At 42.5% G+C, this 22,020-nt stretch carries 23 protein-coding genes and 6 tRNA genes; 1 reads left to right on the top strand and 28 read right to left on the bottom strand.

Translation table 11 applies throughout. The features are described from left to right. Window positions 1–4 precede the first annotated feature (4 nt). The 17 genes from jag to tgt form a co-directional block, all read right to left on the bottom strand. Window positions 5–991 (bottom strand): RNA-binding cell elongation regulator Jag/EloR, encoded by a 987-nt coding sequence (jag, locus tag AB2B49_RS08970; RefSeq protein WP_000242589.1) that lies wholly within the window; start codon window positions 989–991, stop codon window positions 5–7. A 14-nt stretch (window positions 992–1,005) separates the two neighbouring features. Continuing rightward, window positions 1,006–1,833, bottom strand: coding sequence for a membrane protein insertase YidC (locus AB2B49_RS08965; RefSeq protein ID WP_164497116.1), 828 nt, complete (start codon window positions 1,831–1,833; stop codon window positions 1,006–1,008). Beyond that, the gene (rnpA, locus tag AB2B49_RS08960; RefSeq protein WP_000748120.1) at window positions 1,808–2,179 is read right to left on the bottom strand and encodes a ribonuclease P protein component; all 372 of its coding nucleotides are present in this window, start codon (window positions 2,177–2,179) and stop codon (window positions 1,808–1,810) included. Before rnpA ends, AB2B49_RS08965 begins: the two co-directional genes overlap by 26 nt. Before the next feature lie 149 nt (window positions 2,180–2,328). Then, complete coding sequence (locus AB2B49_RS08955) at window positions 2,329–3,519, bottom strand: acetate kinase (RefSeq protein ID WP_000167790.1); 1,191 nt, start codon at window positions 3,517–3,519, stop codon at window positions 2,329–2,331. Window positions 3,520–3,569: 50 nt separating this feature from the next. Then, a complete protein-coding gene (locus tag AB2B49_RS08950) occupies window positions 3,570–4,523 on the bottom strand; it encodes a class I SAM-dependent methyltransferase (RefSeq protein ID WP_320692079.1) in 954 nt (317 codons plus the stop codon). 58 nt (window positions 4,524–4,581) lie between these two features. Beyond that, a complete protein-coding gene (locus AB2B49_RS08945; protein ID WP_320692078.1) occupies window positions 4,582–5,172 on the bottom strand; it encodes a class I SAM-dependent methyltransferase in 591 nt (196 codons plus the stop codon). A gap of 32 nt (window positions 5,173–5,204) precedes the next feature. Continuing rightward, complete coding sequence (comGG, locus tag AB2B49_RS08940; RefSeq protein ID WP_049505565.1) at window positions 5,205–5,618, bottom strand: competence type IV pilus minor pilin ComGG; 414 nt, start codon at window positions 5,616–5,618, stop codon at window positions 5,205–5,207. Next, a complete protein-coding gene (comGF, locus tag AB2B49_RS08935; RefSeq protein ID WP_049505564.1) occupies window positions 5,596–6,057 on the bottom strand; it encodes a competence type IV pilus minor pilin ComGF in 462 nt (153 codons plus the stop codon). Before comGF ends, comGG begins: the two co-directional genes overlap by 23 nt. Then, window positions 6,020–6,322 carry a competence type IV pilus minor pilin ComGE gene (comGE, locus tag AB2B49_RS08930; protein WP_192832458.1) on the bottom strand — a complete coding sequence of 101 codons (303 nt, stop codon included), beginning with the start codon at window positions 6,320–6,322 and terminating at the stop codon, window positions 6,020–6,022. The genes comGF and comGE overlap by 38 nt, the downstream gene beginning before the upstream one ends. Next, on the bottom strand, window positions 6,285–6,719 hold the full coding sequence (gene comGD, locus AB2B49_RS08925; RefSeq protein WP_049505563.1) for a competence type IV pilus minor pilin ComGD: 435 nt from the start codon (window positions 6,717–6,719) through the stop codon (window positions 6,285–6,287). The genes comGE and comGD overlap by 38 nt, the downstream gene beginning before the upstream one ends. Beyond that, window positions 6,682–7,005 (bottom strand): competence type IV pilus major pilin ComGC, encoded by a 324-nt coding sequence (gene comGC / locus AB2B49_RS08920; RefSeq protein ID WP_000735800.1) that lies wholly within the window; start codon window positions 7,003–7,005, stop codon window positions 6,682–6,684. The genes comGD and comGC overlap by 38 nt, the downstream gene beginning before the upstream one ends. Before the next feature lies 1 nt (window position 7,006). Continuing rightward, window positions 7,007–8,023, bottom strand: a complete 1,017-nt coding sequence (gene comGB / locus AB2B49_RS08915) for a competence type IV pilus assembly protein ComGB (RefSeq protein ID WP_076984831.1) — start codon at window positions 8,021–8,023, stop codon at window positions 7,007–7,009. Beyond that, the gene (gene comGA / locus AB2B49_RS08910) at window positions 7,971–8,912 is read right to left on the bottom strand and encodes a competence type IV pilus ATPase ComGA (protein WP_049505562.1); all 942 of its coding nucleotides are present in this window, start codon (window positions 8,910–8,912) and stop codon (window positions 7,971–7,973) included. The genes comGB and comGA overlap by 53 nt, the downstream gene beginning before the upstream one ends. Before the next feature lie 69 nt (window positions 8,913–8,981). Further along, complete coding sequence (locus AB2B49_RS08905; RefSeq protein ID WP_000286399.1) at window positions 8,982–9,347, bottom strand: DUF1033 family protein; 366 nt, start codon at window positions 9,345–9,347, stop codon at window positions 8,982–8,984. Window positions 9,348–9,500: 153 nt separating this feature from the next. Beyond that, window positions 9,501–10,652 carry an N-acetylglucosamine-6-phosphate deacetylase gene (gene nagA / locus AB2B49_RS08900; RefSeq protein ID WP_138337760.1) on the bottom strand — a complete coding sequence of 384 codons (1,152 nt, stop codon included), beginning with the start codon at window positions 10,650–10,652 and terminating at the stop codon, window positions 9,501–9,503. Window positions 10,653–10,792: 140 nt separating this feature from the next. After that, window positions 10,793–12,610, bottom strand: a complete 1,818-nt coding sequence (locus AB2B49_RS08895) for an acyltransferase family protein (RefSeq protein WP_320692077.1) — start codon at window positions 12,608–12,610, stop codon at window positions 10,793–10,795. A gap of 133 nt (window positions 12,611–12,743) precedes the next feature. After that, complete coding sequence (gene tgt, locus AB2B49_RS08890) at window positions 12,744–13,886, bottom strand: tRNA guanosine(34) transglycosylase Tgt (protein ID WP_001285249.1); 1,143 nt, start codon at window positions 13,884–13,886, stop codon at window positions 12,744–12,746. Window positions 13,887–14,002: 116 nt separating this feature from the next. Between tgt and AB2B49_RS08885 the strand changes: the two genes are divergently transcribed. Then, the gene (locus AB2B49_RS08885; protein ID WP_049490198.1) at window positions 14,003–14,860 is read left to right on the top strand and encodes a DUF975 family protein; all 858 of its coding nucleotides are present in this window, start codon (window positions 14,003–14,005) and stop codon (window positions 14,858–14,860) included. A gap of 179 nt (window positions 14,861–15,039) precedes the next feature. On the opposite strand, the gene AB2B49_RS08880 is transcribed toward AB2B49_RS08885, so the two are convergent. The 11 genes from AB2B49_RS08880 to AB2B49_RS08830 all read right to left on the bottom strand — a co-directional run bounded on the left by AB2B49_RS08880 (window position 15,040) and on the right by AB2B49_RS08830 (window position 21,969). Beyond that, a complete protein-coding gene (locus AB2B49_RS08880; protein ID WP_049505559.1) occupies window positions 15,040–16,248 on the bottom strand; it encodes a LysM peptidoglycan-binding domain-containing protein in 1,209 nt (402 codons plus the stop codon). A 165-nt stretch (window positions 16,249–16,413) separates the two neighbouring features. Next, window positions 16,414–17,034, bottom strand: coding sequence for an HAD family hydrolase (locus AB2B49_RS08875; protein WP_049505558.1), 621 nt, complete (start codon window positions 17,032–17,034; stop codon window positions 16,414–16,416). A 3-nt stretch (window positions 17,035–17,037) separates the two neighbouring features. Further along, a complete protein-coding gene (locus AB2B49_RS08870; protein WP_049505557.1) occupies window positions 17,038–18,318 on the bottom strand; it encodes an MATE family efflux transporter in 1,281 nt (426 codons plus the stop codon). A gap of 60 nt (window positions 18,319–18,378) precedes the next feature. Beyond that, the gene (gene thrC / locus AB2B49_RS08865; protein WP_254734158.1) at window positions 18,379–19,863 is read right to left on the bottom strand and encodes a threonine synthase; all 1,485 of its coding nucleotides are present in this window, start codon (window positions 19,861–19,863) and stop codon (window positions 18,379–18,381) included. A gap of 75 nt (window positions 19,864–19,938) precedes the next feature. Continuing rightward, complete coding sequence (locus AB2B49_RS08860; protein ID WP_254734159.1) at window positions 19,939–21,216, bottom strand: gamma-glutamylcysteine synthetase; 1,278 nt, start codon at window positions 21,214–21,216, stop codon at window positions 19,939–19,941. 174 nt (window positions 21,217–21,390) lie between these two features. Then, a tRNA-Leu gene (locus tag AB2B49_RS08855) sits at window positions 21,391–21,474 on the bottom strand. A gap of 9 nt (window positions 21,475–21,483) precedes the next feature. Beyond that, window positions 21,484–21,555: transfer RNA gene (locus AB2B49_RS08850), tRNA-Gln, on the bottom strand. A gap of 13 nt (window positions 21,556–21,568) precedes the next feature. Further along, a tRNA-His gene (locus tag AB2B49_RS08845) sits at window positions 21,569–21,641 on the bottom strand. Window positions 21,642–21,655: 14 nt separating this feature from the next. Continuing rightward, a tRNA-Trp gene (locus tag AB2B49_RS08840) sits at window positions 21,656–21,726 on the bottom strand. An 80-nt stretch (window positions 21,727–21,806) separates the two neighbouring features. Beyond that, window positions 21,807–21,877: transfer RNA gene (locus AB2B49_RS08835), tRNA-Trp, on the bottom strand. 11 nt (window positions 21,878–21,888) lie between these two features. Continuing rightward, window positions 21,889–21,969: transfer RNA gene (locus tag AB2B49_RS08830), tRNA-Tyr, on the bottom strand. Between the last annotated feature and the right edge of the window lie 51 nt (window positions 21,970–22,020).

Raw genomic sequence — 22,020 nt, 5'->3', positions numbered from 1 at the left:
TTGCTTATTCTGCATCTACGACAACATAACGATTTGGCTCGTCACCTTCAGAGTAACTTGTCACGCCATCCATGCGTGAAATAATGCGATGGATAATCTTGCGTTCGCTATTTGACATTGGATCTGTTTGTTGGCTACGTCCTTCTTCTAAAACACGAGTCGCCAATTTTTGAGCGTAAGTTTGCAAGACTTCTGCACGGTGCTCAACGTAATCATTGACATTGATTGTGATGTAGAAGGTTCTTGAATAGCGATTATAAAGGTAATTTTGCGCTAACAGCTGAAGAGCTTTCAAGACTTTTCCGTGGTAGCCGATAATACGACCTGGTTCATTAGTGTCAATTTGAAGATTGATAGTGCGGCGATTGTAGTCGCTTGAAATCGTCCCTTCAACATCCATATCATCCACAATGGTTTGAACGTAGCTAGCTACTTCAGTTGCCACTTGTTCGATATCATAACTTGGTTCTACTTTCAAGCCTAAATCTTCCAAAGATTGACTTGTTGCTTCCTGGGTTTCAGTTTCTTTTTCTGGAGCAGATTCCACTTCCTCGGTAGTATCCTCTGGTTCCAATTCATTTAAAATTGAAATATGGCCTGTTTCTTCCAAAATCGTGCTGGCGTGCTTTTCATTTTTCAAGATTTCAGCCTTGACCTCTTCAGAAACACCTTGACCTTCTTCTTCAATCTTCTTAATCGCTTCCACTACATGCCCCAAATCAACAGTTGCTTCACTTACTGTTTTCACGGGTTCATTTTTTTCATTGACTTCTTTTGGAACCCCTTTAATGGCCTGCTGATTGGCTTTGATCACTGTCGTTTCACTAATGGCTTCGATATCAACTTGAGCTGGCTTCTTACCAAACAAGCCCAAGAATCCTTTTTTCTCTTTTGAAACGACCTTGATGTGGGCCTTCATTCTTGGAATATCTAATTCTTTCAATCCTTTTTGGATTGCTTCTTCAACCGTTGAACCTGTAAATAATACCATTACCAGATTCCTCCTTATTTTTTCTTTTTCTGTGCTTTTTTCAAGGCTTTTCTCTTCTTGCCTTCTAAATCTTTTTCTGCTTGCGCCACTGCTTCTCTTTCAGCAATAATCTTGAAAGGATTGTTCAAGAAATAGGTTTGCAGAACTTGGTAAGCATTGGATACAGCCCAGTACAAGGCTACACCACTTGGGGCGGAGATGGCAAAAACAAAGATCAATACAGGCATACCATACATCATCCCTGTCGTAGCTCCACTTTTTTCGGACAAAGCTTTATTCGATAACCAGCTACTCAAGAAGGTAAAAACTGCCGCCAAAATCGGAAGGACAAAACTTGTATCCACTCCTCCCAAATTAATCCATAAAAAGTGACCTGTTTTCAAAAAGTCTACTCGACTCAAGGCTTGAAAGAGCGCCAAGAGAACCGGCATTTGTATTAAAATCGGCCAGAGAGAGGATGAATGTTTGATCCCTAACTCTTTATAAACCTTACGCATCTCCTGGTCTAGCTTGGTTCTACTTTCCATATCACGACCCGGATATTGCTCTCGCAAAGCCTTGATGCGTGGTTGAGCCTCTTGCATTTTTCTAGAGGCAACCATCTGTGTCTGAAAGACCGGTAATAGAATCGTCCGGATCAAAATCGTGAAGAGGATAATCCCCACTCCGATACTAATGTCAAAGGACAAAAAGCGGATAATTTCAGCAAAAAAATAGACGAATTTGCTCCAAAAGTCTGTCGAATCTGCTGTTATATCGCTAGCTGTACCATTTGTTGCACAGGCTGTCATGATAAACAAGGACAAGCCCAACAAACTAGTCAACTGTAGTTTCTTTTTCACTCCCATTTCCTTCCTGGTAAATCTTTGATAACTTTAATACGTGGAGTAGGTTTTTCTCCATCTCTGCATATTCCAAGGTTTCCACCCCTTTTCGGGCAATCACGACAAAATCAACATGCTCTACTAAACTCCCTTTTACACTTTGTAGAATGTGCCGGATTCGTCTCTTGATTTGATTTCTGGTAACTGCATTCCCCAGCTTTTTGCTGACGGACAGTCCTACTCGAAAATGGTTTTGCTGGTTTTCCAATTGGTAGACAACAAATTTTCGATTGGCAAAACTTGTTCCGTCCTTGAAAATCGCCTTAAAATCTTTCTCTCTTTTTACACGAAAGCTTTTCTTCAAAACTCAACTCCATCTATTAAATTACTACTATTATACCATATTTTTTGAAAAAGCCAATAACAGCAAGGTTTTAGACATTTTCTACATAAAAAAAGCTGGAAAATCTCTTTCCCAACTTCTTTTTACAATCAAATTTTACGTGTATTTACTTATTTTTTCAAGCGCTCAACATCGCGTGCAATCACCAATTCTTCATCTGTTGGAATAACCAAGACACGGATTTTCGCTGCGTCAGTTGAGATGTCTCCCGTTACGCCAAAGACGTTCTTTTCTGGATCCACATCACAACCAAACCAAGAGATACCTGAAATGACATCCTCACGAACCAAAGCTGCATTTTCACCGATACCTGCTGTGAAGATAATCGCATCTGCTCCATTTAGGACTGCAAGGTATTGGCCAATATGTTTTTGGATACGATCGACATACATTTCATAAGCCAAGGTCGCATCATGGTCTCCTGCTTCCATGGCAGCAATCACATCACGCATATCGCTTGACTGACCAGAAACTCCCATGAGCCCTGATTCACGATTGAGAACGCGACTAATATCTTCTGGGGTATTGAAATCCTCTGTATATTGCATGAGATAAGGGATGATAGCAGGGTCAATATCTCCTGTACGAGTCCCCATCATCACACCGCCAAGTGGTGTGAATCCCATAGAAGTATCCACAGACTTCCCACCCTTAACAGCTGTGATAGAAGCCCCGTTACCAATATGGCAGGTAATCAATTTCAAATCTTCTAGAGGACGGCCCAAAAGTTTCGCTGCTTCTCCTGCGACAAACTGGTGGCTTGTCCCGTGGGCACCATATTTACGAACCTTGTTGTCTGTGTAGTACTTAGTTGGTAGAGGGTAGCGATAAGCCTTCTCTGGCATGGTTGTGTGGAATGAGGTATCAAATACGACAACACTGGTAATATCTGGAAGCAATTCCTTAAATGCGCGAATTCCAGCTGCGTTAGCTGGATTGTGAAGGGGAGCCAAGAGTCCCAATTCCTCAACTTTTTCTAACACGTCTCCCTCAACAACTGTTGATTCCTTGAAATATTCACCACCTGCAACGACGCGGTGGCCGACACCTGTAATCTCATCGTACCCTTTGATAATGTCAAAACGAATCAAGTCATCCAATAAAATTTTAACGGCTTGTGTGTGGTCTTCAATATCAAGAATTTGTTGCTCCGAACGACCGTCAAATTTTACTGTTGAAATTGAATCTTTCAATCCAATACGTTCAATCAAGCCTTTAGCCAAAACTTTTTCCTCAGGCATTTGATAAAGTTGCCATTTCAAGCTTGAGCTTCCTGCATTGATTGCAATTGTTTTTGTCATAAGATGATACCTCTTTTTAAGCGTTTTCATCTATTATAACAAAATCTCTTTTATATTTCAGTACCTTTGCTCCAATTTTGAAAATTTTCTTTAAAGGTCAACAGAACTGACGGATCTTGCAAGCTAGTAAGAGGGTAGACAAAGGGTTCTATTTCCTTGTCTCTTTTCTTCTGTAAGACAAAAATACTTTTAGCTTGGCTTGCAGTTGAGAAAATATCCTCTGGCAGAGCGATGATAGCAGCCAGACTCACTTCATCTTTGAGCCACCCTTTTAATAATTCACTTTGAGGACTGGTCAATAAATCACTCGGAGCTAGAAAAATAGCATAGCCATCTGACTTAAGGTACTTGAGGCCTTGTTCCATCAGCAAATGGTGGGCATAGGTATGCTCTTGACTAGAAGCCACTTGATAGCGAGAAGCGATGGCATCGTCTGGGTAATAGCCTACAGGCAAGTCGCTGATGACCACGTCGCTTTCTTTAAGCATTTGCGGACGAACGGCATCTCCTTGGACAAAACCAGCCTGCAAACCAATCACATCTGCCATACTAGCTGCCAAATCAATCAGCAAGTCATCCACTTCGATTCCCAAGTAATCTACTTTTTTAGCAAGAGAGGTCAAGAAAGTAGCCCCCAAAATCCCCATACCAGAACCGATTTCGAGGATACTAATTTCCTCTTGTTCAAACAACTCTTCTACAACAAGTACCAATAGGAGGGAAATGGCATCTGGTGTAAACTGGTGATTGGCCTGTAAAGGCTCGGTTTGTCCTGCCTTCATCAAAAGAAATTGGTAGGTCTTGAGCCACTCTTCCTTACGAAGCGCTAAGCGCTTAAGGGCTAGATTGTTTTCCTTGACCTGCTCTAGCTCTGTCTCGCCATCCAGATAGATACTGTTTTGCTCTACCAAGGCATCATAAAAGTTGGTCGCCAAATCACTTTGGATGATTTGGACATTCTCTAGTAAATACGTATAAGCTTGTTCTATTTTTTCAAAATCCATATTCCTATCTTATCAAAATTCCCCTATTTTTTCCATCTGAAGAGAAAAAATCACTGCTTTAGTCAGCGAGTGATTTTTGGGCTACAGTTAAAAAGAGCTCTGCGTAATTTCCTAGGAAAAGACCTTCAGCACTATAGAGGATCTGACTGTCAATGCTCGAAAAACCAAACTGGTCGAGTTTAGTTTTCAGTTCAGGCAATTCAAAGCCATGATGGTTGGTATCTGTCTTGACAAAATCAGCAATGAGGACCTGTCCATTCTCCCTAAGATGATGGTGAAACATGGCAAGAGTCGCATCTAGATCAGGCATATGATGAAGAACCCGACTGACAACAATCAGGTCAAATTGTTGCTCCAAGGGATTTGCCAGTAAATCCTGCTCCAAGAGTTGAAGATTCCTGATTTCTTGGTCCTCTGCTTTCAAACGGGCTCGCTCCAGCATTTTCTCCGAGATGTCCACAAGGGTAACAGACTTGGCCTGCTTGGCCATGGGCAAAGCTAATAGACCCGTCCCACCACCGAAGTCCAATATTTCCTTGTCTGATAGAAGATCAATCTGTTTTTCAACTGCTTGACAAACCAAGTTTGCAAGAAAGATATTTTTGGGCGAATCAAAAGTTTCTGCTTTGTGATTAAAATCATGTTTCATGCTTTTAGTTTAGCACAAAGAAGTTGAATTGACTAGGATTTGTCTTTCTTTTCAGGCTTTTCTTCTGATTTTTTCTTCCCTGCTTGATTGCTTGAATCAGTCGCTACCTCTTCCTTTTTAGCTGTTTTCTTTTCTTGGTTTTTCATCGGAGGAAAGAGAAATTCATAGTTGCCCTTATTCATACGAACACTTGTTGCAAAACCTGTTTTCGTATTGTGATACCTGACTTTTCCTAAGTTAAAGACTCGTTCTCCACTTTCTTGTTCAACCTTATCTTTACTTCGCTTGGCCATGGCAAAAGCTGCCAACTTTTCTTTGTTTAGGGCAAAGTCTTTGTGATGGGCTACTTGCCGATTTAAATAAAACTGCAACAAAAGGCTAAAAATAGCTGCCATGGTAACTGCATATAAAAGAACGCCTGCCTTAACTTTTTGTTTTTTCCACACGATAGATGAACTCCCTTTCTAAGCCCTTTTGAAATTGGAAACGAAAGCGAACCAATTGATTTTCCTCTGTAATTTGAGCTGATTTGAGTCCATAAACCATAGGTTGGTAGCCCCGTCCGCTGGTATCCGTTTTTCGAAAATCATCCGATTTAGACTTCCCTATAGAGATATTCTTACCATCTTGTTTCATGTAGAGGCGATTGCCTTCTACCTTTTCAAACTGCGAACGCTCTAACTCTGCCTCCAGTTGATCCACAAACAAGAGCCACTCCTTTTGCTCGCTTTGCTGCTGGTAACGAACTTCTGAAATGAGGAGCTGACTCATAGCCTGAAAGAGGAGCAAGCCTCCGCTAATGACGATAAGGGCAATCAGAGATTCTAATAGAGTGAACGCTCTTACCTTACTGCTCTTTAAGGTCGAGCAACTTATCTGAACCATGGTAGACCTCCAATCCCTTTTCACTAGCAAACACCTGAACCTCCACTCCGTTTATGTTTACCTGATTTTGACCTGTTTGCAAGGCCATCTTCGCCACACGCAAGACTTCTTCCTTTTGCAAGATTTCTGCCTCTTCTTGTCTATTTTTCTGAATTTGTCCCAAAAGAAGGGTCGCAATGCTGGCAAACACAGCCAAAGCTACTACTGCTTCTAGTAAGATCACTGCCTTAATTTTTTGTTTCCTTAATGCGTTTAATTTTTCCATTTCCTAGATATAATTGATAACGAATCGCTCCTTTGCTGGTCTGAAATTCAACCTTAGCCAGGGACGAATTGCCCCCAGCTCGGTCAAATATAATGCTTTGTCCCGATGGTGCCTGAATTCCTTTAGGAACTGTCAACTTTTGATTGCCATTGCTGATCGTCTGTCCATCTAAGTTCAGACTAGTCTTTTGCTGACTGGCTACACTGCGTTTTTGCGTTTCCCGATAGAGTTCTTCAAACTCCATAAAGAAAATCTGCTCCTCTACCGCCGCAAAACTGGATTGAACAGAACCGGACAAGCCCAAAGCAAGGATACTCACAAGTCCCAAAACTAAGAGACTTTCAAGCATAGTAAAAGCCTTAATCTGCAACAGTTTGACTTGTTTTTTGTTTTGCATGGTAGTCTTTATAAGCTTTAGCTTGCTCAGCTGTGATACGACCGTCTGCTTGTAATTTGCTAAGGCTAGCATCTTCATTCTTGTCCAGACTATAGAGCTCTGCCTGGCTTTCTACGACCTTGACAACAGCAGCTTTTCCTTTATCATCTACGGCATCCTTTTGCTTGGTCAAATTGGGCACAAAGAGCAAGAGAAGAACACTGATGATTAAAAGGACGACTAACATTTCTACCAAAGTGAAAGCTTTAACCTTGGCTTTTTTTAAATTTGTCATGAGTTTTTTCATTTTAAAAATTTACCTCCATATTTTGATACATGGGCATAAGCATTGCCGCATAAAGTAAAACGATAATCAGGGCCACAAAGATAAAAACCAGTGGCTGCACTAAGTTCATAGTGCGGTTGACTCGGGTAAAAAAGGCTTCCCAAGTTTTTTCAGCATAGATTTCCAACTCACTCCCCAGCTTGGACTTGACTTCCCCATACTCGATGATGAGACTCAACTCCTTTTTAAAGAAAGGATAGGTCGCTATGGTTTGAGAAAATTCGCGGCCATTTTGCAGGGCTTGAGCCATATCTTGACCGATTTCTTTAAAGAGCTGGGAACCTTGTTCCTGCATGATCTGAAAAATCTGCGTCAGCTCCATTCCCTGCGAAATCATATTGCCCCATTCACGCGCATAATAGGCCGTCAGATAGGTCTGGACAAAGATTCCCAGAAAGGGAATCCGTGCTAACATTGAGAAGACCCGCATCTTGGAACTTCTTTTGTAGAAAGTGAGGGCTAAAAGTACAGATAGAGAGCAAACCAACACTAGTCCCAGAAATATTTGTGGCAGATTTCCAATGATTTGGGTGGCGATATTGCTACTGTCCAGTTGGGGAAGTAGATAGTTTCTCAACCCCAGCATGATTAGCAGGAGAAATCCCAGCAAAATCAAAGGATAGGTCGCTACTTCGATTAACTTTTTCTTGACCTTGGACAAATTATCCAGATATTCTTCTATCTTCCCCAGACTCAGGTGAAGATTTCCATGCACTTCAGCTAGAGATAACTGGGTCACAATAGCACTTGAAAAGCCTAAACTAGCCATCATTTCTGAGAATGATTTACCCTGAGACAAGCCTTGGTGCATCTGGGCCACATAGTCCTTTTCCAGCAGGGCACTTCTGCCCAAAAAAGAAATAATTTCCACCAAATGAAAGCCGCTGGAGAAGAGATTGTTAAACAAGGTGATGATTTTCTTCTGCTTAGCTGTAGCTAATTTTTTCCGTTTCAGCCTGAAGACTTGTGATATATCCATCTTTAAGAAGCTGACCAATCTGCTCATTCCAGCTAGTTGGCTGGTGTTCTTGATAGTCTTTGTTTGCAAAGTCAACGATTCCTCCTCCCCCGATTAATCTCTGGTAGCAGACTCCTTGCAGGACAACTGCTAGTTCCTCCTCCGTCACACCCAACTCCAGAAGGCGTTCATAAACACCTCGGATACTCTTGGCATGAATAGTTGAAAAGACTGTCGCCCCTGTCAAACTGGCTCTAACTACTGCACGCGCCGTCTCGCTATCCCGAATTTCACCGATAATCAAGAGGTCAGGGCGATGCCGAAGAGACAGTTTGATCAGATTTTCATAGGTCAATCCAATCGCCTCATTCAACTGCAACTGGAGCATGTCTTCCTGCTTGATCTCGACAGGATCTTCAATGGACATAACCTGCTGTCCTTTAAACAGAGACTTGGCTAATTCGTGCATCAGAGTCGTCTTGCCACTGCCGACCGGACCAGCAAAGAGATAGAGGCCCCGTTGCCTGTACTGCTCACCCAGTTCGTTCATATCCTGAAACCAGAAATGCAGGTCCTGTTCCTCATCGTGCAACAAACGAATGACCAAACTCTCATGTCCCCGATAATCTCCTACGGTGGACAAACGCAGAGAAGACACCTTCTCCCCATGCTGATAGTCGCAAGATCCCAGCTGACTACGTCTCTTCTCCCCTACATTCATACCCGCCACAAACTTGAAATGACTAATCACTGCAGCTAAAATATCAAACTCATAGGAGTCAACTAGACACCGTTCGTCTCCAACCCGCATGTGAAGTTCGTAGGACTTTTCCTTGGGGATAAAATAGATATCCTGAGCCTTCTTTTCTTTCGCAGTAGCAATAATTTTCTGTGCAATTTCTTGTACCATACCGCCCTCCTTACCTAACTATTCGCAAAAAAATAAAAAAAATAAAAAGCAACTTAAAAAGTTACTTTTTTATCTCCATTTCATGCGGCAAGAACGGTGTTTTTCTTGACCTGTTTGTTTTTCGTAGCCTGGACGTAGCTTTTCATCGGGGATGACTTGCTCATCCTGTAAAAGTGCCAAAGAATGGTACTGCTGCAAATACTCATCGCACTCATCACACCAGCGTTGGTCGGCAGGATCCCAAAAAATAGTCATCAAATCACTCCGACTTTTATAAAGAGGATTCTTCTTTTCCAGCTCAAACCAGCATGATTTATAATATTTTAGAGCATCATAATACTTGTCAAAAGATTGACTCATGATGACATCTTCTTCCCAACCTTCTATGAACCACCACGGTTCAAAATCCCCATACATTTCTATAACACGATACATTCTTACTACTTCCTTTGTATCGTATATTATATCTAATTTTTTATTACAAGAAAAGGATTTTGCTTGTTTCCCCCATTAGCAATTTCTTTAATCCTATTATTTTCATCTGATAATAAAAATAGGAGTCCTTTATTGACCCCTATTTTTATCATCTTAGGCTTGATAACGTTTCACACCATCTAGGTAGGTTGCTACCAATTCCAAATCTTTATCCAGTACGATAAAGTCGGCATCATAACCTTCACGGATTTGACCACAGACATCATCGATGTGAACAGATTTTGCTGGGTTGAGGCTGGCCATCATGACTGCTTCATGCGGATTCGCAATGCCCCATTCGACCACATTCTTCAAACCATCTTTGAGTTTAAGGATAGAACCTGCCAAATTGCCTGTAGATTTGAGGCGAGCAGTTCCATTAGCAACTACTACTGGGAATTCTCCCAACATGTAGTCGCCATCTTCCAAGCCACCAGCTGTCATACAGTCTGTGATAAGGGCGATATTTTCAGTTCCCTTTTGTTTGAGCAAGATATCACAGGCCTTTGGATCCACATGGTGACCGTCACAGATCAACTCTGCATAGGTATGTGGCAACTCATACATGGCTCCCACCATACCGAGCTCACGGTGAGTCAACCCACGCATTCCATTGTAGGCATGTACCCAAACGCTTGCTCCAGCATCCACTGCTTTTTTAGCTTCATCAAAAGTCGCATTTGAGTGTCCAAGAGCAACAGTCACTCCTTCACCCGTAATTGTACGAACAAAGTCTTCTACACCTTCACGTTCTGGCGCAAGGGCAATTTTATTGAGCAGGCCATTAGCTGCTTTTTGCCAAGCACGAAACTCATCCATACGAGGATCTTTCATGTAAGCAGGGTTTTGAGCTCCCTTGTATTTCTCTGTGAAATAAGGCCCTTCAAAATAGATTCCACGAATCTTGGCTCCACTTGCTTCCTGGTAACGAGCACCGATATTTTCAGTTACCGCAAGCAACTGCTCGTAAGAGGAAGTCAAGGTCGTTGGCAAGAAGCTAGTAACACCTGTGCTAAGCAATCCTTCACTCATAGTATGAAGGGTTCCTTCGATGTTATTATCCATGACATCGACACCACCAAATCCATGAATATGGGTATCCACAAGTCCTGGGGCAATGCTATAACCGGTATAGTCAATCACCTCAGCTCCTTCAGGAATCTGTTCTACATGTTTACCAAACTTGCCATCCACAAGTTCCAAGTAGCCGCCACTACGAACTCCGTGTGGATAGAAAAACTGATCCGCTTTAATATAATTAGGCATAATGATAACCTCCTTGATAGATTGTTTCTAGAATTTATTATGTCAATTACATTATAAACCTTTCTTTTTCATTTGTAAATGGTATAGACCTATTTTCTAGAGATATTTTAAAAGAGCTGGATTTCTCCAACTCTTTGATTTTATTTTGATTTCACAGGCAGTTCTTGAGCAGCCTTAACAGCAGCTGCAATCGTTTCTGCGTAAAGTTTAGCACCTTCTTCAATCATGTTGCTATCATTCCCAAAGTGAACTTGGTCGGTTCCAGCCCAGATTTCAGGGTGTTCCTTAGCAACCTTATTCCAGTCAGCGATGCTCACGTAAGGATTCTTTTCAGCTAATTCCCGCGCATAAGTCGCATACTGCTCCACTGATGTGTAAGTGTCCTTACTCTTATCTCCCTCATAAGGTGTCACCAGTATCAGATGGTGTCCTTTCGGTAGATTGTTCACGATGCTGTCCAAGTCATTCTTATAGCCTTCAGGATTGTTGACTCCCGTTGCAATAACAACTGTTTTTAGCAGCGCCTTGTTCTGACTGTTATTGAGCATAATATCGTTGGCTTGCTTGGTCGTTCGACTAACCTGGGCATTGATATTTGCTTCAGGAAGTGCCTCTTGTAAGGCTGTATTGGCACGCAAGGCTACCGAATCTCCTATTAGGCTTGTTCCCTCAGAAATTCCTAGACGACTCAGTTCAGCTTGTTCAGCAAGAGTCTTTGTTTGTCCTATATTAGTCTGGGCTTGTTTGAAACCATTGACCATCAAGTCTGTCTCAAAAGCTCCAACTTGAGGAGCCACAGCTATGATAATCAAGGCAATCAGGGTAAGAATGCTAGCACCAGCACCACTAATTGGTTTAATATGAGGCAATCGACTAATCTTCCGTATTAAAGGATTGGATTTACCAGCAATCAACGGCTCAATGATATAGAAGGATAGGATAGCAAAGAAATAAGAAAAGATGATTGTCAGAATAACAGCAGGCAAATTACTCATCAACTGAGAAAAGATAATATAAAAAGGCCAGTGGAAGAGATAAACCGCGTAGCTGGTATCCGCTAAAAATGTAATGATCCGAGGTTCTTGTATCTCAGGCGTTTTCTCATGCAAGACACGCGCAGCAAAAATCATGGTCACTGCCGCTAAACTTGCTAGCAAGAAGCCAAATAAGTACGCAAACAGGTAGGTAAATTTGACAAAGAAAGTCAGAAGCAACAATACCAAAAGCCCCGCAGCAAATACCAGTAGATTTTGACGAAGGTCCCACATCCGGTCAAACTGCTTGACTAAATCGCTCGTCTGACGAACCCCCACAACTGTCGCCAAAATGCTTCCTAAAAAGAAGGGATAGACATGGGTTAAACTTGAAAAGTAGACAGATGAATAGGAACTAGCCATTAGACTACCAATAAACATGGAGAAAAAGCTAATGATAAAGGCTCCCGCAGAAAGGAGAAAGACCATCCCTCTCAATTGACTACTAGATTTTGAACGTTTCGATAAGAACCAAACTGCCAATCCCCAAAGGATATAGTAGTGAACCTCAACAGCTAGACTCCAGTTGTGAACAAAGAGATGCGGAATGAACTGGGATTCGTAACTTCCCCCTGTTAACATTTCGTAGAAGTTGGTCATAAAACCGAGAACTCCAGCTATCTGGCCACCAATTCCAGCAACATAGTCTTGACGAACCAAGAAAGTAAAAGGCATGGTCACCAAAACCATCAGCACCACAGGTGGCACGATGCGGTAAAACCGTCTCTTAAAAAAGCCCAGCAAATCAATCTGGCGTGCCTTCCCAAATTCTTCTAAAAGGAGGGAGGTGATCAAAAATCCTGAAAAAGTGAAAAAGACATCTACCCCAAAGAATCCTCCAGGAAAGATAGTTTGAAAGAAGTGGTACAAAAGCACCAAAAGTAAACCTGTAATCCTAATTAAGGAAAACCATTTAATACGCATACGAGTCTATTCTCCATTAAATTAGGAAGTAAAATACCACCTAATTTCCATTCCATTATACTCCCTATTCTATCAAAAAAACAGGAAAAATCCTAAGAGAAAACTTAGGATTTTGGCATTCTATTTTTACACTTTAGAAATTGCGCCCTGACTTGTTGTAGCCATATTTTTCTACAAAATACTCACGGAATTCCAAGAGATTGTCATCCATGATGGCTTGGCGGACCTGCTTCATCAGATTGAGTAAGAAGTAGAGATTGTGGTAGCTAGTCAAGCGGATACCGAAGGTTTCATCAGCCTTGAGCAGGTGACGAAGGTAGGCGCGTGTATAGTTCTTACATGTGTAGCAATCACACTCAGGATCCAGTGGCGTAAAGTCTTCAGCAAACTGGGCATTTTTGACAACCAAACGACCTTGGCTGGTCATACAAGTCCCATTACGAGCGATACGAGTTGGCAAGACACAGTCAAACATATCTACACCACGAATGACTCCATCAATCAAGCTATCTGGCGCTCCCACACCCATCAAATAGCGAGGTTTGTTTTCAGGAAGGAGTTGGGTTGTGAAGTCCAAGACTGCATTCATTTCTTCGTGCGTTTCTCCTACTGCCAAACCACCGATAGAGTAGCCAGGGAAGTCCATGCTAACAAGGTCGTGAGCTGACTGACGGCGAAGGTCTTCAAATCCTGCCCCCTGTACAATTCCAAACAAACCTTGATCCTGTGGACGACGGTGAGCCTTCAAACCACGCTCAGCCCAACGGCTAGTACGCTCGATTGATTTCTTAACGTAGTCATAGGGTTGGTAAAACTGAGGACATTCATCAAAAGACATCATGATGTCGGAGCCTAGATTGTTCTGAATAGAGATGGCTTTCTCTGGTGATAGGAACATCTTGGAGCCATTGAGATGGTTTTTAAAGGTTACTCCTTCTTCGGTGATATTTCGGCTATCAGCTAGGGAATAGACCTGGAAACCACCACTATCTGTCAAAATTGGTTGGTCCCAGTTCATAAATTTGTGGAGACCACCTGCGCGTGCGATGAGTTCATCTCCAGGGCGAAGCCAGAGATGATAAGTATTAGACAGGATAATTCCTGATCCCATCTCCTTCAACTCCTCTGGTGACTGAGTCTTGACAGTAGCTTGGGTCCCAACTGGCATAAACATAGGCGTTGGAAAGGTACCGTGCGGAGTGATGATTTCTCCCAGACGAGCTCCCGTGTGTTTCTCTTTCTTAATCAAACGGTATTTGATTGGTGAATCTGACATTTTCTACCTCCGAAGCTGGGAAAGACAGTCCCAGTTCATACTTTGTGCCCAAAGGCATACTGTATGATTTTATCAAAAAAACTAGGAACTGTCACGAACTATGGTATAATGAGAGAATGAAATACCCAAAAATTGATTTAAAAACCATTCGTCTGCAGACGAGGCAATTTCAGGCTGAAAATCCCCGCCTCTTTCTCGTCTATCTCTTACCTAGCATGCTGGTCATCTTATCAGGCTTTCTCAACCCCTTGGCTCGTCTCCAAGACAGTGTTTTAGAGCAATCCTTTTTCAGCATGCTGGCACAAGTGCTCCAAGCCTATCTCTTCCCACTAGTGGTTTCTTTTGTGAGCACGATTTTTCTAGCAGGTGCTGCTTTTGCGACACTCCGACTCCTCAAGGATCCTGATACAGAACTCTCAGTAAAATCAAGCCTGGCCCTCTTTGCTGAAGAGCGCTTCTCGCAAACCTTCCTAACTCTGCTCCTCAAACGTTTCTACCTCTTTTTATGGAGCATTCCAAACTTAGTAGGCGTTTATTTTCTCTTTTATAGCAATCTCTTGGCTCGGAGATTTGTCGCCCTACATCCTGAATTTCCAAAATTAGACCTCTCATCCGTTGAAACCGAGCAATTCCTTCTGACCTTTGGCCTCTACTTTTTCGCGAGTCTCATCTTGATGATTGTAGGGAACACCCTCTACGTTCCGCAACATTATGCCTACTCGCAGGTAGAATTCCTCCTCTGCGATACTCTAGATTTAGGACAGGCTAAACCCCGTCAAATCCTGAAAACCAGCCGTTTCTTGATGAAGGGTTACAAATTCCAGTGCTTTGTCCTCGACCTACAACTACTCCCTTGGTACTTCCTCAACTGGCTCACTTTTGGAATTGCTAGTTTTTCAATCCTTCCCTATATCCAGAACAATCATATCTTCTTTTACAGAGCCCTACTAGCCCGTAAACGTCGAAATGGATAAGAGCATACAAAAACCAGCATCGTTCAGGACGCTGGTTTTTTTATTTCAAAAGTAACATACTCAGCAGAGTCAAAATAGCAGGCCCACCTTGCTTCAGAAGAATCTTCTTGTTTATCCTAAAGGATTGACACAAAAAAAGAAGCGAGAACTCAATCAGTTCCCAACTTCCATTTTAATGATTAGTTCATTGAAACGTGAACGTGGTCATAGTGGTTTTCGGTTACGCTACCACGGTCTGGCATTGGATTCCACGTATAGGCTGGTCCATATTTACTATCATATGGAGCGTAGAAACGTTGTTTCCAGATGATATAGTTGATACCACGGCTAGCCATATTTTTGACTGCATATTCCGCGATTTGATCACCAAGTGCTGAACTCACTGGAACCATAAAGTCGATGGCCAAACCTTTCCCATGGTCGCCACTGTCTCCAGGACGGTAACCACTAAAGGATGTGATGCCAAACAAGTTGGCGATTTCTTCCTTAAAGGCTGCCGTTTGCGGTTGAAGACCAGCATTCTCAGACTTAGCTACAGCAAGTCCTGCATAGTCAGGAGCCGCTGGAGCTGAATATGTTCTTGAAGGAGTTTGGCTTTGCTCTGCTTGATAAGTCGAAGTTGCAGTGTCAGAAGTTGCTGTTGATACTGCTTCTTCTGTTGCACTTGATCCTGTTGTATCAGCAGGTGTTTCAGTTGCTGGAGCAGCTGCTACTGGGGCTTCTGCTGGAGTTGTTGCTGCCGTTTCTTCGGTAGCTGGAGTCGCCACTTGTGGAGCTTCTTCAACTGGGCGAGTTGTTTCTGCTACTAGTGCTTCCGCTGGAGTCGTTTCAGCTGTTTCTTCAGCTACAGATGTTTCTGTAGATGGTGTCTCTTCAGCAACTGTCGCTGTCTCAGAAACTTCTGAACTTGGCGCTACTTCTGCTGGTTTTTCAGTCTCTGTTGCAGTTGGAGCTTCCTCAATTGGTTGAGAAAGGTCTTCTACTTGAACTGTTTGTTCATCGACTGTCACTTGATTCGTCGTCAAATCAGCTGTTGCAGTCGTCACTTCTTCACTAGCATCTGATTGAGGAGCTTGGATTTCAACTTCCGTTACCTCTTCTGCCTCATTGACAGTTGTAGTGAGGACAGTATCTGGGAAAATCAAGTCCATATTGGTGATTTTGTTCAAATTAGCAAGAACCGTCACATCTACTCCCAAAGCTTCTGCAATCGTGCTCAGGGTATCACCATACTGAACTGTATAGCTGTTTTTGTTCTCGTTTTTCGTCACATCATTTTGGATTTGCTCAACGCTACGTGCTGTCCAAGAGATTTCTTGAGCTTTCGCTCCTAATGTGGGAGCAAGAGACAAGGCTACTGTTGAGGCTAAAATAATTCTTTTCTTCATTCGTTCATATTCCTTTCAAATGAGTACCTGTCTATCATAACACAAAAAAAGCAGAAAAAAAGCCCTCTCGGGCCTATTTAACAGAACTGTCTATTCCTTGTAACAAACTCGATTACTTGAAATAGTTTGTTAGGTTTCTGTCACAAAACTGACACAATCTTCTCATCACTTATCCTCAAAAATATAAGGAATATCTGCTAGTACTTGAATCCTCTGATTCCCTTCATAGGAGGATTCTAAAAAGTTAATACTTTGAATACCGCTATTCTGGGCAAATTCCACATCCAAAGTCCGATCCCCTATATAATAGGTTTTCTCAAAATCCAGCTGATACTTGTCTAGTAGATAGTTAGCCGCTTCTGGACTAGGCTTGCGCTCAAAACCACTCTGACTAGTTAGAATCTCTGTGAAATAGGACTCCAACCCCAAGGCTCTGAGAATGGTAAAAGCATTGCCCCCCTTATGAGTATAGACAAACTGCTGAATCCCTGCTTGGTCTGCCCAAGCTAGCACTTCACGCGCACCTGGCATCAAAACTACCTGAGCATTCTTCTCAGACAGACTCTGAGCACGCACCTGATTGAGAACCGCCGCATCCAAATCTCTTTCCTCTGCCACTTGCTCCAGCAAATCCTGCACAGAATACCTGAGGATAAACTCTCTCACTTTTTCCTTATCATAAGGAATAGAAAATTGAGCAAAGGTCTCCTCAATCCCTGACAAAATCGCTTCGTAAGAGTCCAATAAAGTCCCGTCTAAATCCCAAATAAATGCTGTTTTTTGCATTTCCTATCCTTTCAAGCTCATATAACGCTGGTAACGGTAACGTAGAAATAACCAGCGAAAACCATTATCCAAGAGAGTCCCTGCCCAAATACCAGGCAAGCCCCAACCAAGAACAATACCCATCAGATATCCTGTTCCAATGCGAATACACCACATTCCTATACTTGTCGCATAAAAGGGGAGGCGAGCATTTCCCAAGCCCTGCCAAACTGCCGTATATATAACTGTCCCTGTCGCCATGGGGGTTCCTAGTAGAGAGAACAGTGCCACCAAAACGCTCGCTTCAACCGCTACAGGATCGGTCGTATAGAGATGAGTCAATGGTGTCCCCAAGGCATAGATACTGAGAGTTAAGGGCAACATGAGAAGCAGGGAAAGCCAAAAGGTTTGCTTGCTCAAATCATCTACTCTTTCCCAGTTATCCTCTCCAACTGCTCGAGCTACCTGCATGACCGTCGCCGTAGCGACGCCAAAGGCAGGCATATAGTTAAACTGGGTCAAGACTTCTCCGACTGCATTCCCCGCTACTGCCTCCGTCCCAAAAGAAACAACCAAGGCAATAATCACTACATCTCCAGCCCGCATCATAAGTCGCTCTCCTGCCGCTGGCAAAGCCAAGATCAATAGTTCTTTATCTAAAGCAAAAGTCGGTTTCTCAAAAGGCAGCTTTAATTGCGACCACAAAATCACAAGACCGACTAAGCGAGACAAGATAGTCCCCCAAGCAACACCAGCTATGCCCATATCAAGTACAAAAATAGCTAGACTTGAAAAAAGAATATTCAAGGCATTGGATAAAAAACTAACATATAGGGGCAGACGTGGATTATGTGTTGCACGAATCAAAGCCCCCAAACTCGTCATCAAGCCCAAGAGAACAATCGATCCACCCACCAAAGATAGGTAGAGCCCACCACTCTCAGCCACCTCCTGCTCAGTTCCCAAAAGTCCTATCATCTCTTGCCCAGCAAAGATGGATAAAGCGCCTAAAAGTGCACTCAGCAATAGGGTTATCTTGAGAGCCTCTGTCACGTGATAAGCCAACTTGGACTGATCTTTCTGCCCCAAACTTTTTGAAATAACACTGGAGATAGCAGCTCCCAGAGCGATAAAAATCGCCTGGTAAATAGTGATAATATTGCCAGCCACTGAAACACCTGAAATAGCGATCAAGCCCAAGTGGGCGACCAAGTAGCTGTCCACCATTCCCATGAGCATCTGCAAAAAGTTTTCACCCATAGCTGGCAATGCAATATTAAGAATGTCTTTATTTTTCCTAAACACTCTGTCCTCCTGATGAAAAGAAACTCAGTTGGTTTCCCAACCGAGTTTACTCCCTCTTTCTTAAAGTCCTAGATAAGTCTCAACCGCTGCTTGCATGTCAGCAGCTGCCACTGTTGTTTTATGACGAACGGGAGCTGTTTCAAGGCCATCAACCGCTGGTGGCACTGCCACTCCTGAAATGTCATGTAATTGAGCCAAGGCTTCAAAGTCAGTCAAGCCTGCTTTTCCTGTTACCGCTTCTACGGCAACCACTGGGAACTTGTAAGGACTAGCTGTTGAAGCAATCACTGTCTTAGTCGCATCGCCAGTAGCCGCTTGGTATTTTCTATAAACAGCTGAGGCAACCGCCGTATGTGGATCCTCGATGTAGGCATCTGTTTGATAAACACGTTTAATTTCTGTCGCAGTTTCTTCCTCAGTCGCATATTCAGCTACAAAGAGATCCAGAATCGCTGCATCAAAGTCTGTCAATTCATATTGTCCTTGTGTACTCAAGGCATTCATGAGTTCAGCTGTCTTAACCGCATCATTCCCCAAAAGATGGAAAATCAAACGCTCCAAGTTTGAAGATACCAGGATATCCATAGATGGACTAGTTGTCACTTTAAACTCACGTTTCTTGTCATAAACACGTGTCTTGAAGAAGTCTGTCAAAACATTGTTGTCATTTGAAGCACAGATCAATTTGCCAACTGGCAGACCGATTTGTTTAGCATAAAAGGCAGCCAAGATATTTCCAAAGTTTCCTGTTGGTACTGTGAAGTTGACCTTATCACCAGCTACAATCTCACCAGACTTGACCAACTGAGCGTAGGCATAAACATAATAAACAATCTGTGGTACCAAACGACCAATGTTCATAGAGTTAGCTGATGAAAATTGCAGTTTATTGGCAGCCAACTTTTCACGAAGAGCTACATCGTTAAACATATGTTTGACGTTAGTTTGCGCATCGTCAAAGTTACCATCAATAGCAATAACATGAGTATTGTCGCCAGTCTGAGTAGTCATTTGTAACTCTTGTACCTTGCTGACACCATCCTTTGGATAAAAGACGATAATCTCAGTTCCAGGCACATCGGCAAACCCCGCCATAGCCGCTTTCCCAGTATCACCAGATGTCGCTGTCAAAATGACAATCTTGTTCTCCAAACCATGCTTTTTAGCGGCTGTCGTCATAAAGTATGGCAAGATAGACAAGGCCATATCCTTAAAGGCAATCGTTGACCCGTGGAACAATTCCAAGTTGTATTGCCCATCCAATTTCACCAATGGCGCAATAGCTGGAGTATCAAACTTGCTATCGTAGGCATTGTTGATACAGTAGTCCAACTCCTCAGCCGTAAAGTCATCTAAAAATGCTGATAAAACTAATTTAGCCACTTCTTGGTAAGAAGCATCTTTTAATGTGTCAAAGTCCAAATCCACCTTTGGATAAGAAAGCGGTGTAAACAAACCACCATCCGTCGCCAATCCTTGCAAAATAGCTTGGCTGGCAGTTACTGTATTATTGGCATCACGCGTTGATTGATAAACTAATGTCATGAATCTCTATCCTTTATCTATAGTCTCTTCCATTATATCACGATTTTTCAGAAAATTCTCCCTTTATAAGAGAAATTATAATCCCAATTCTTTCTTCAAAGGTTCTAAATAAACCATTTCTTGCTTATCTCTTTTCTCCAGTTCTTCCTCAGCTAGGATGAGTAAGTCTTTAGAAAACTCGAGAACCGCAGCTTCTTCTTCATCTGTGAGTTGTTTTTTAGAAAATTGTCGCCTCAATGACTTATAATCACGACCAAATGTGGTAAAAAATGGTGCATATTGCAAGTAAGCTTCTAACTTGTCTAAATTAAGCAACAATCCCAAGTGAAAGGCAGCAGAAGCAAAAGTCCTATCAAGCGGCTGAGTACACACACTACGAAACTCGATAGTCCCTCGAGTCGTTAAGTCTTGGTACTGGTAACTACGATGAGTTTGGAAATCTTCCTCCTGAGGATGAATTAACACCTCATCCCCATTAAGGGTAAATGCTTGGATTTCAGGTGTAGCCAAATAGTCCCTAGCCTGAATCGGATAAAAATAATAGGTCTGCCCATCACGCTCCGCAGTAAAAATCGCAGAATGATTTAGATAGTCAAAAAAATCATCCTCGTCTTTGAAGAGTCTGGCATTGACGCCTACATTTTCAGGATAAATCCCGTGCATAGACTCTTCCCAAAAAATATCTCTCGAAATTTTGGTATCCCAATCTGCCCCTGAAAACTCAGAATTGGCAAACAAATAAGCTTTAGCTGCTTCAATTTGAGTAAAAGCATTGATAACACGCAGGTAGTTGGACCTTGAAACGTCTAGTTGAACCTGACTCCCACAGATAAAGGCTCCATACTCAGGGAAATGATGTAAATCTGATTTAGTAACATTTCTACTCAAATTCAGATAATCCATCAACATCTGATAGCGTGGATAAGCCACTGGACAATTCTCATTTTTATCCCAGTTGGGATGAATGCCGCAGCCAACAATAGCATGATTAGCTTCACCCAACTTATTCTGAATCGTAGCCATATAGAAGTTAAAGTGTTCTTCTACCTCTTGTATAGATTCGGCCTTTCCGAATGCAAACTCAATCGTCGTATAAGCAACCTCAAACAAGATCGTATCTTGGCTGACTGGATCAAGTAACTGAATTGGATTCCCAAAATCATCCACTTTTTCGATAGTAAAGCCCAGTACTGATGGTAAATACCGAAAGAGATCCTTAACAACTTCACCATCTGTAGCTTTACCCTCTAAATTTACAATAGGATATTCTAACTCAATCCCAATAAATAAATTTGGGTTCTCTTTTATATTCTTTAAGTAACGTTTCTTTAGTAATTCAACAGACCGAGACATTAATCACCAAACTCTTTCATAATCAAAATAAATTGTGAATAAGTAATATTATACCAAAAATACACTAAAAATGACTAGAATAAGAAGAAAAAGATCATTCATCAGATATCTGTACTTAATCAAAATCTTTACCAAAACAAAAAACAAGGCCCGAAAACCTTGTCTTTCATACTATACCGGCGGCCGGGGTCGAACCGGCACGTCCTTGCGGACACTGGATTTTGAGTCCAGCGCGTCTGCCAATTCCGCCACGCCGGCAAATAGTAACTGGGGTAGCTGGATTCGAACCAACGCATGAGGGAGTCAAAGTCCCTTGCCTTACCGCTTGGCTATACCCCAATAATATAAAATAGGCGAGTGATGGGGATCGAACCCACGCATGCCAGAGCCACAATCTGGTGTGTTAACCACTTCACCACACCCGCCATAATCATATTAACACGGGCAGTAGGAATTGAACCCACACTGAAGGTTTTGGAGACCTTAGTTCTACCTTTAAACTATGCCCGTAACTAAAGTAATGGAAGGGNATGCCAGAGCCACAATCTGGTGTGTTAACCACTTCACCACACCCGCCATAATCATATTAACACGGGCAGTAGGAATTGAACCCACACTGAAGGTTTTGGAGACCTTAGTTCTACCTTTAAACTATGCCCGTAACTAAAGTAATGGAAGGGGAGGGATTCGAACCCCCGAACCCGAAGGAGCGGATTTACAGTCCGCCGCGTTTAGCCTCTTCGCTACCCTTCCAAGTTATAAATAAAATATGGCGCGAGACGGAATCGAACCGCCGACACATGG

This window comes from Streptococcus jiangnanensis (assembly GCF_040888325.1).
Classification (GTDB): domain Bacteria; phylum Bacillota; class Bacilli; order Lactobacillales; family Streptococcaceae; genus Streptococcus; species Streptococcus jiangnanensis.
The sequence above is the reverse complement of the archived record's forward strand: the minus strand, read 5'-3'. Positions and strand labels throughout refer to the sequence as shown.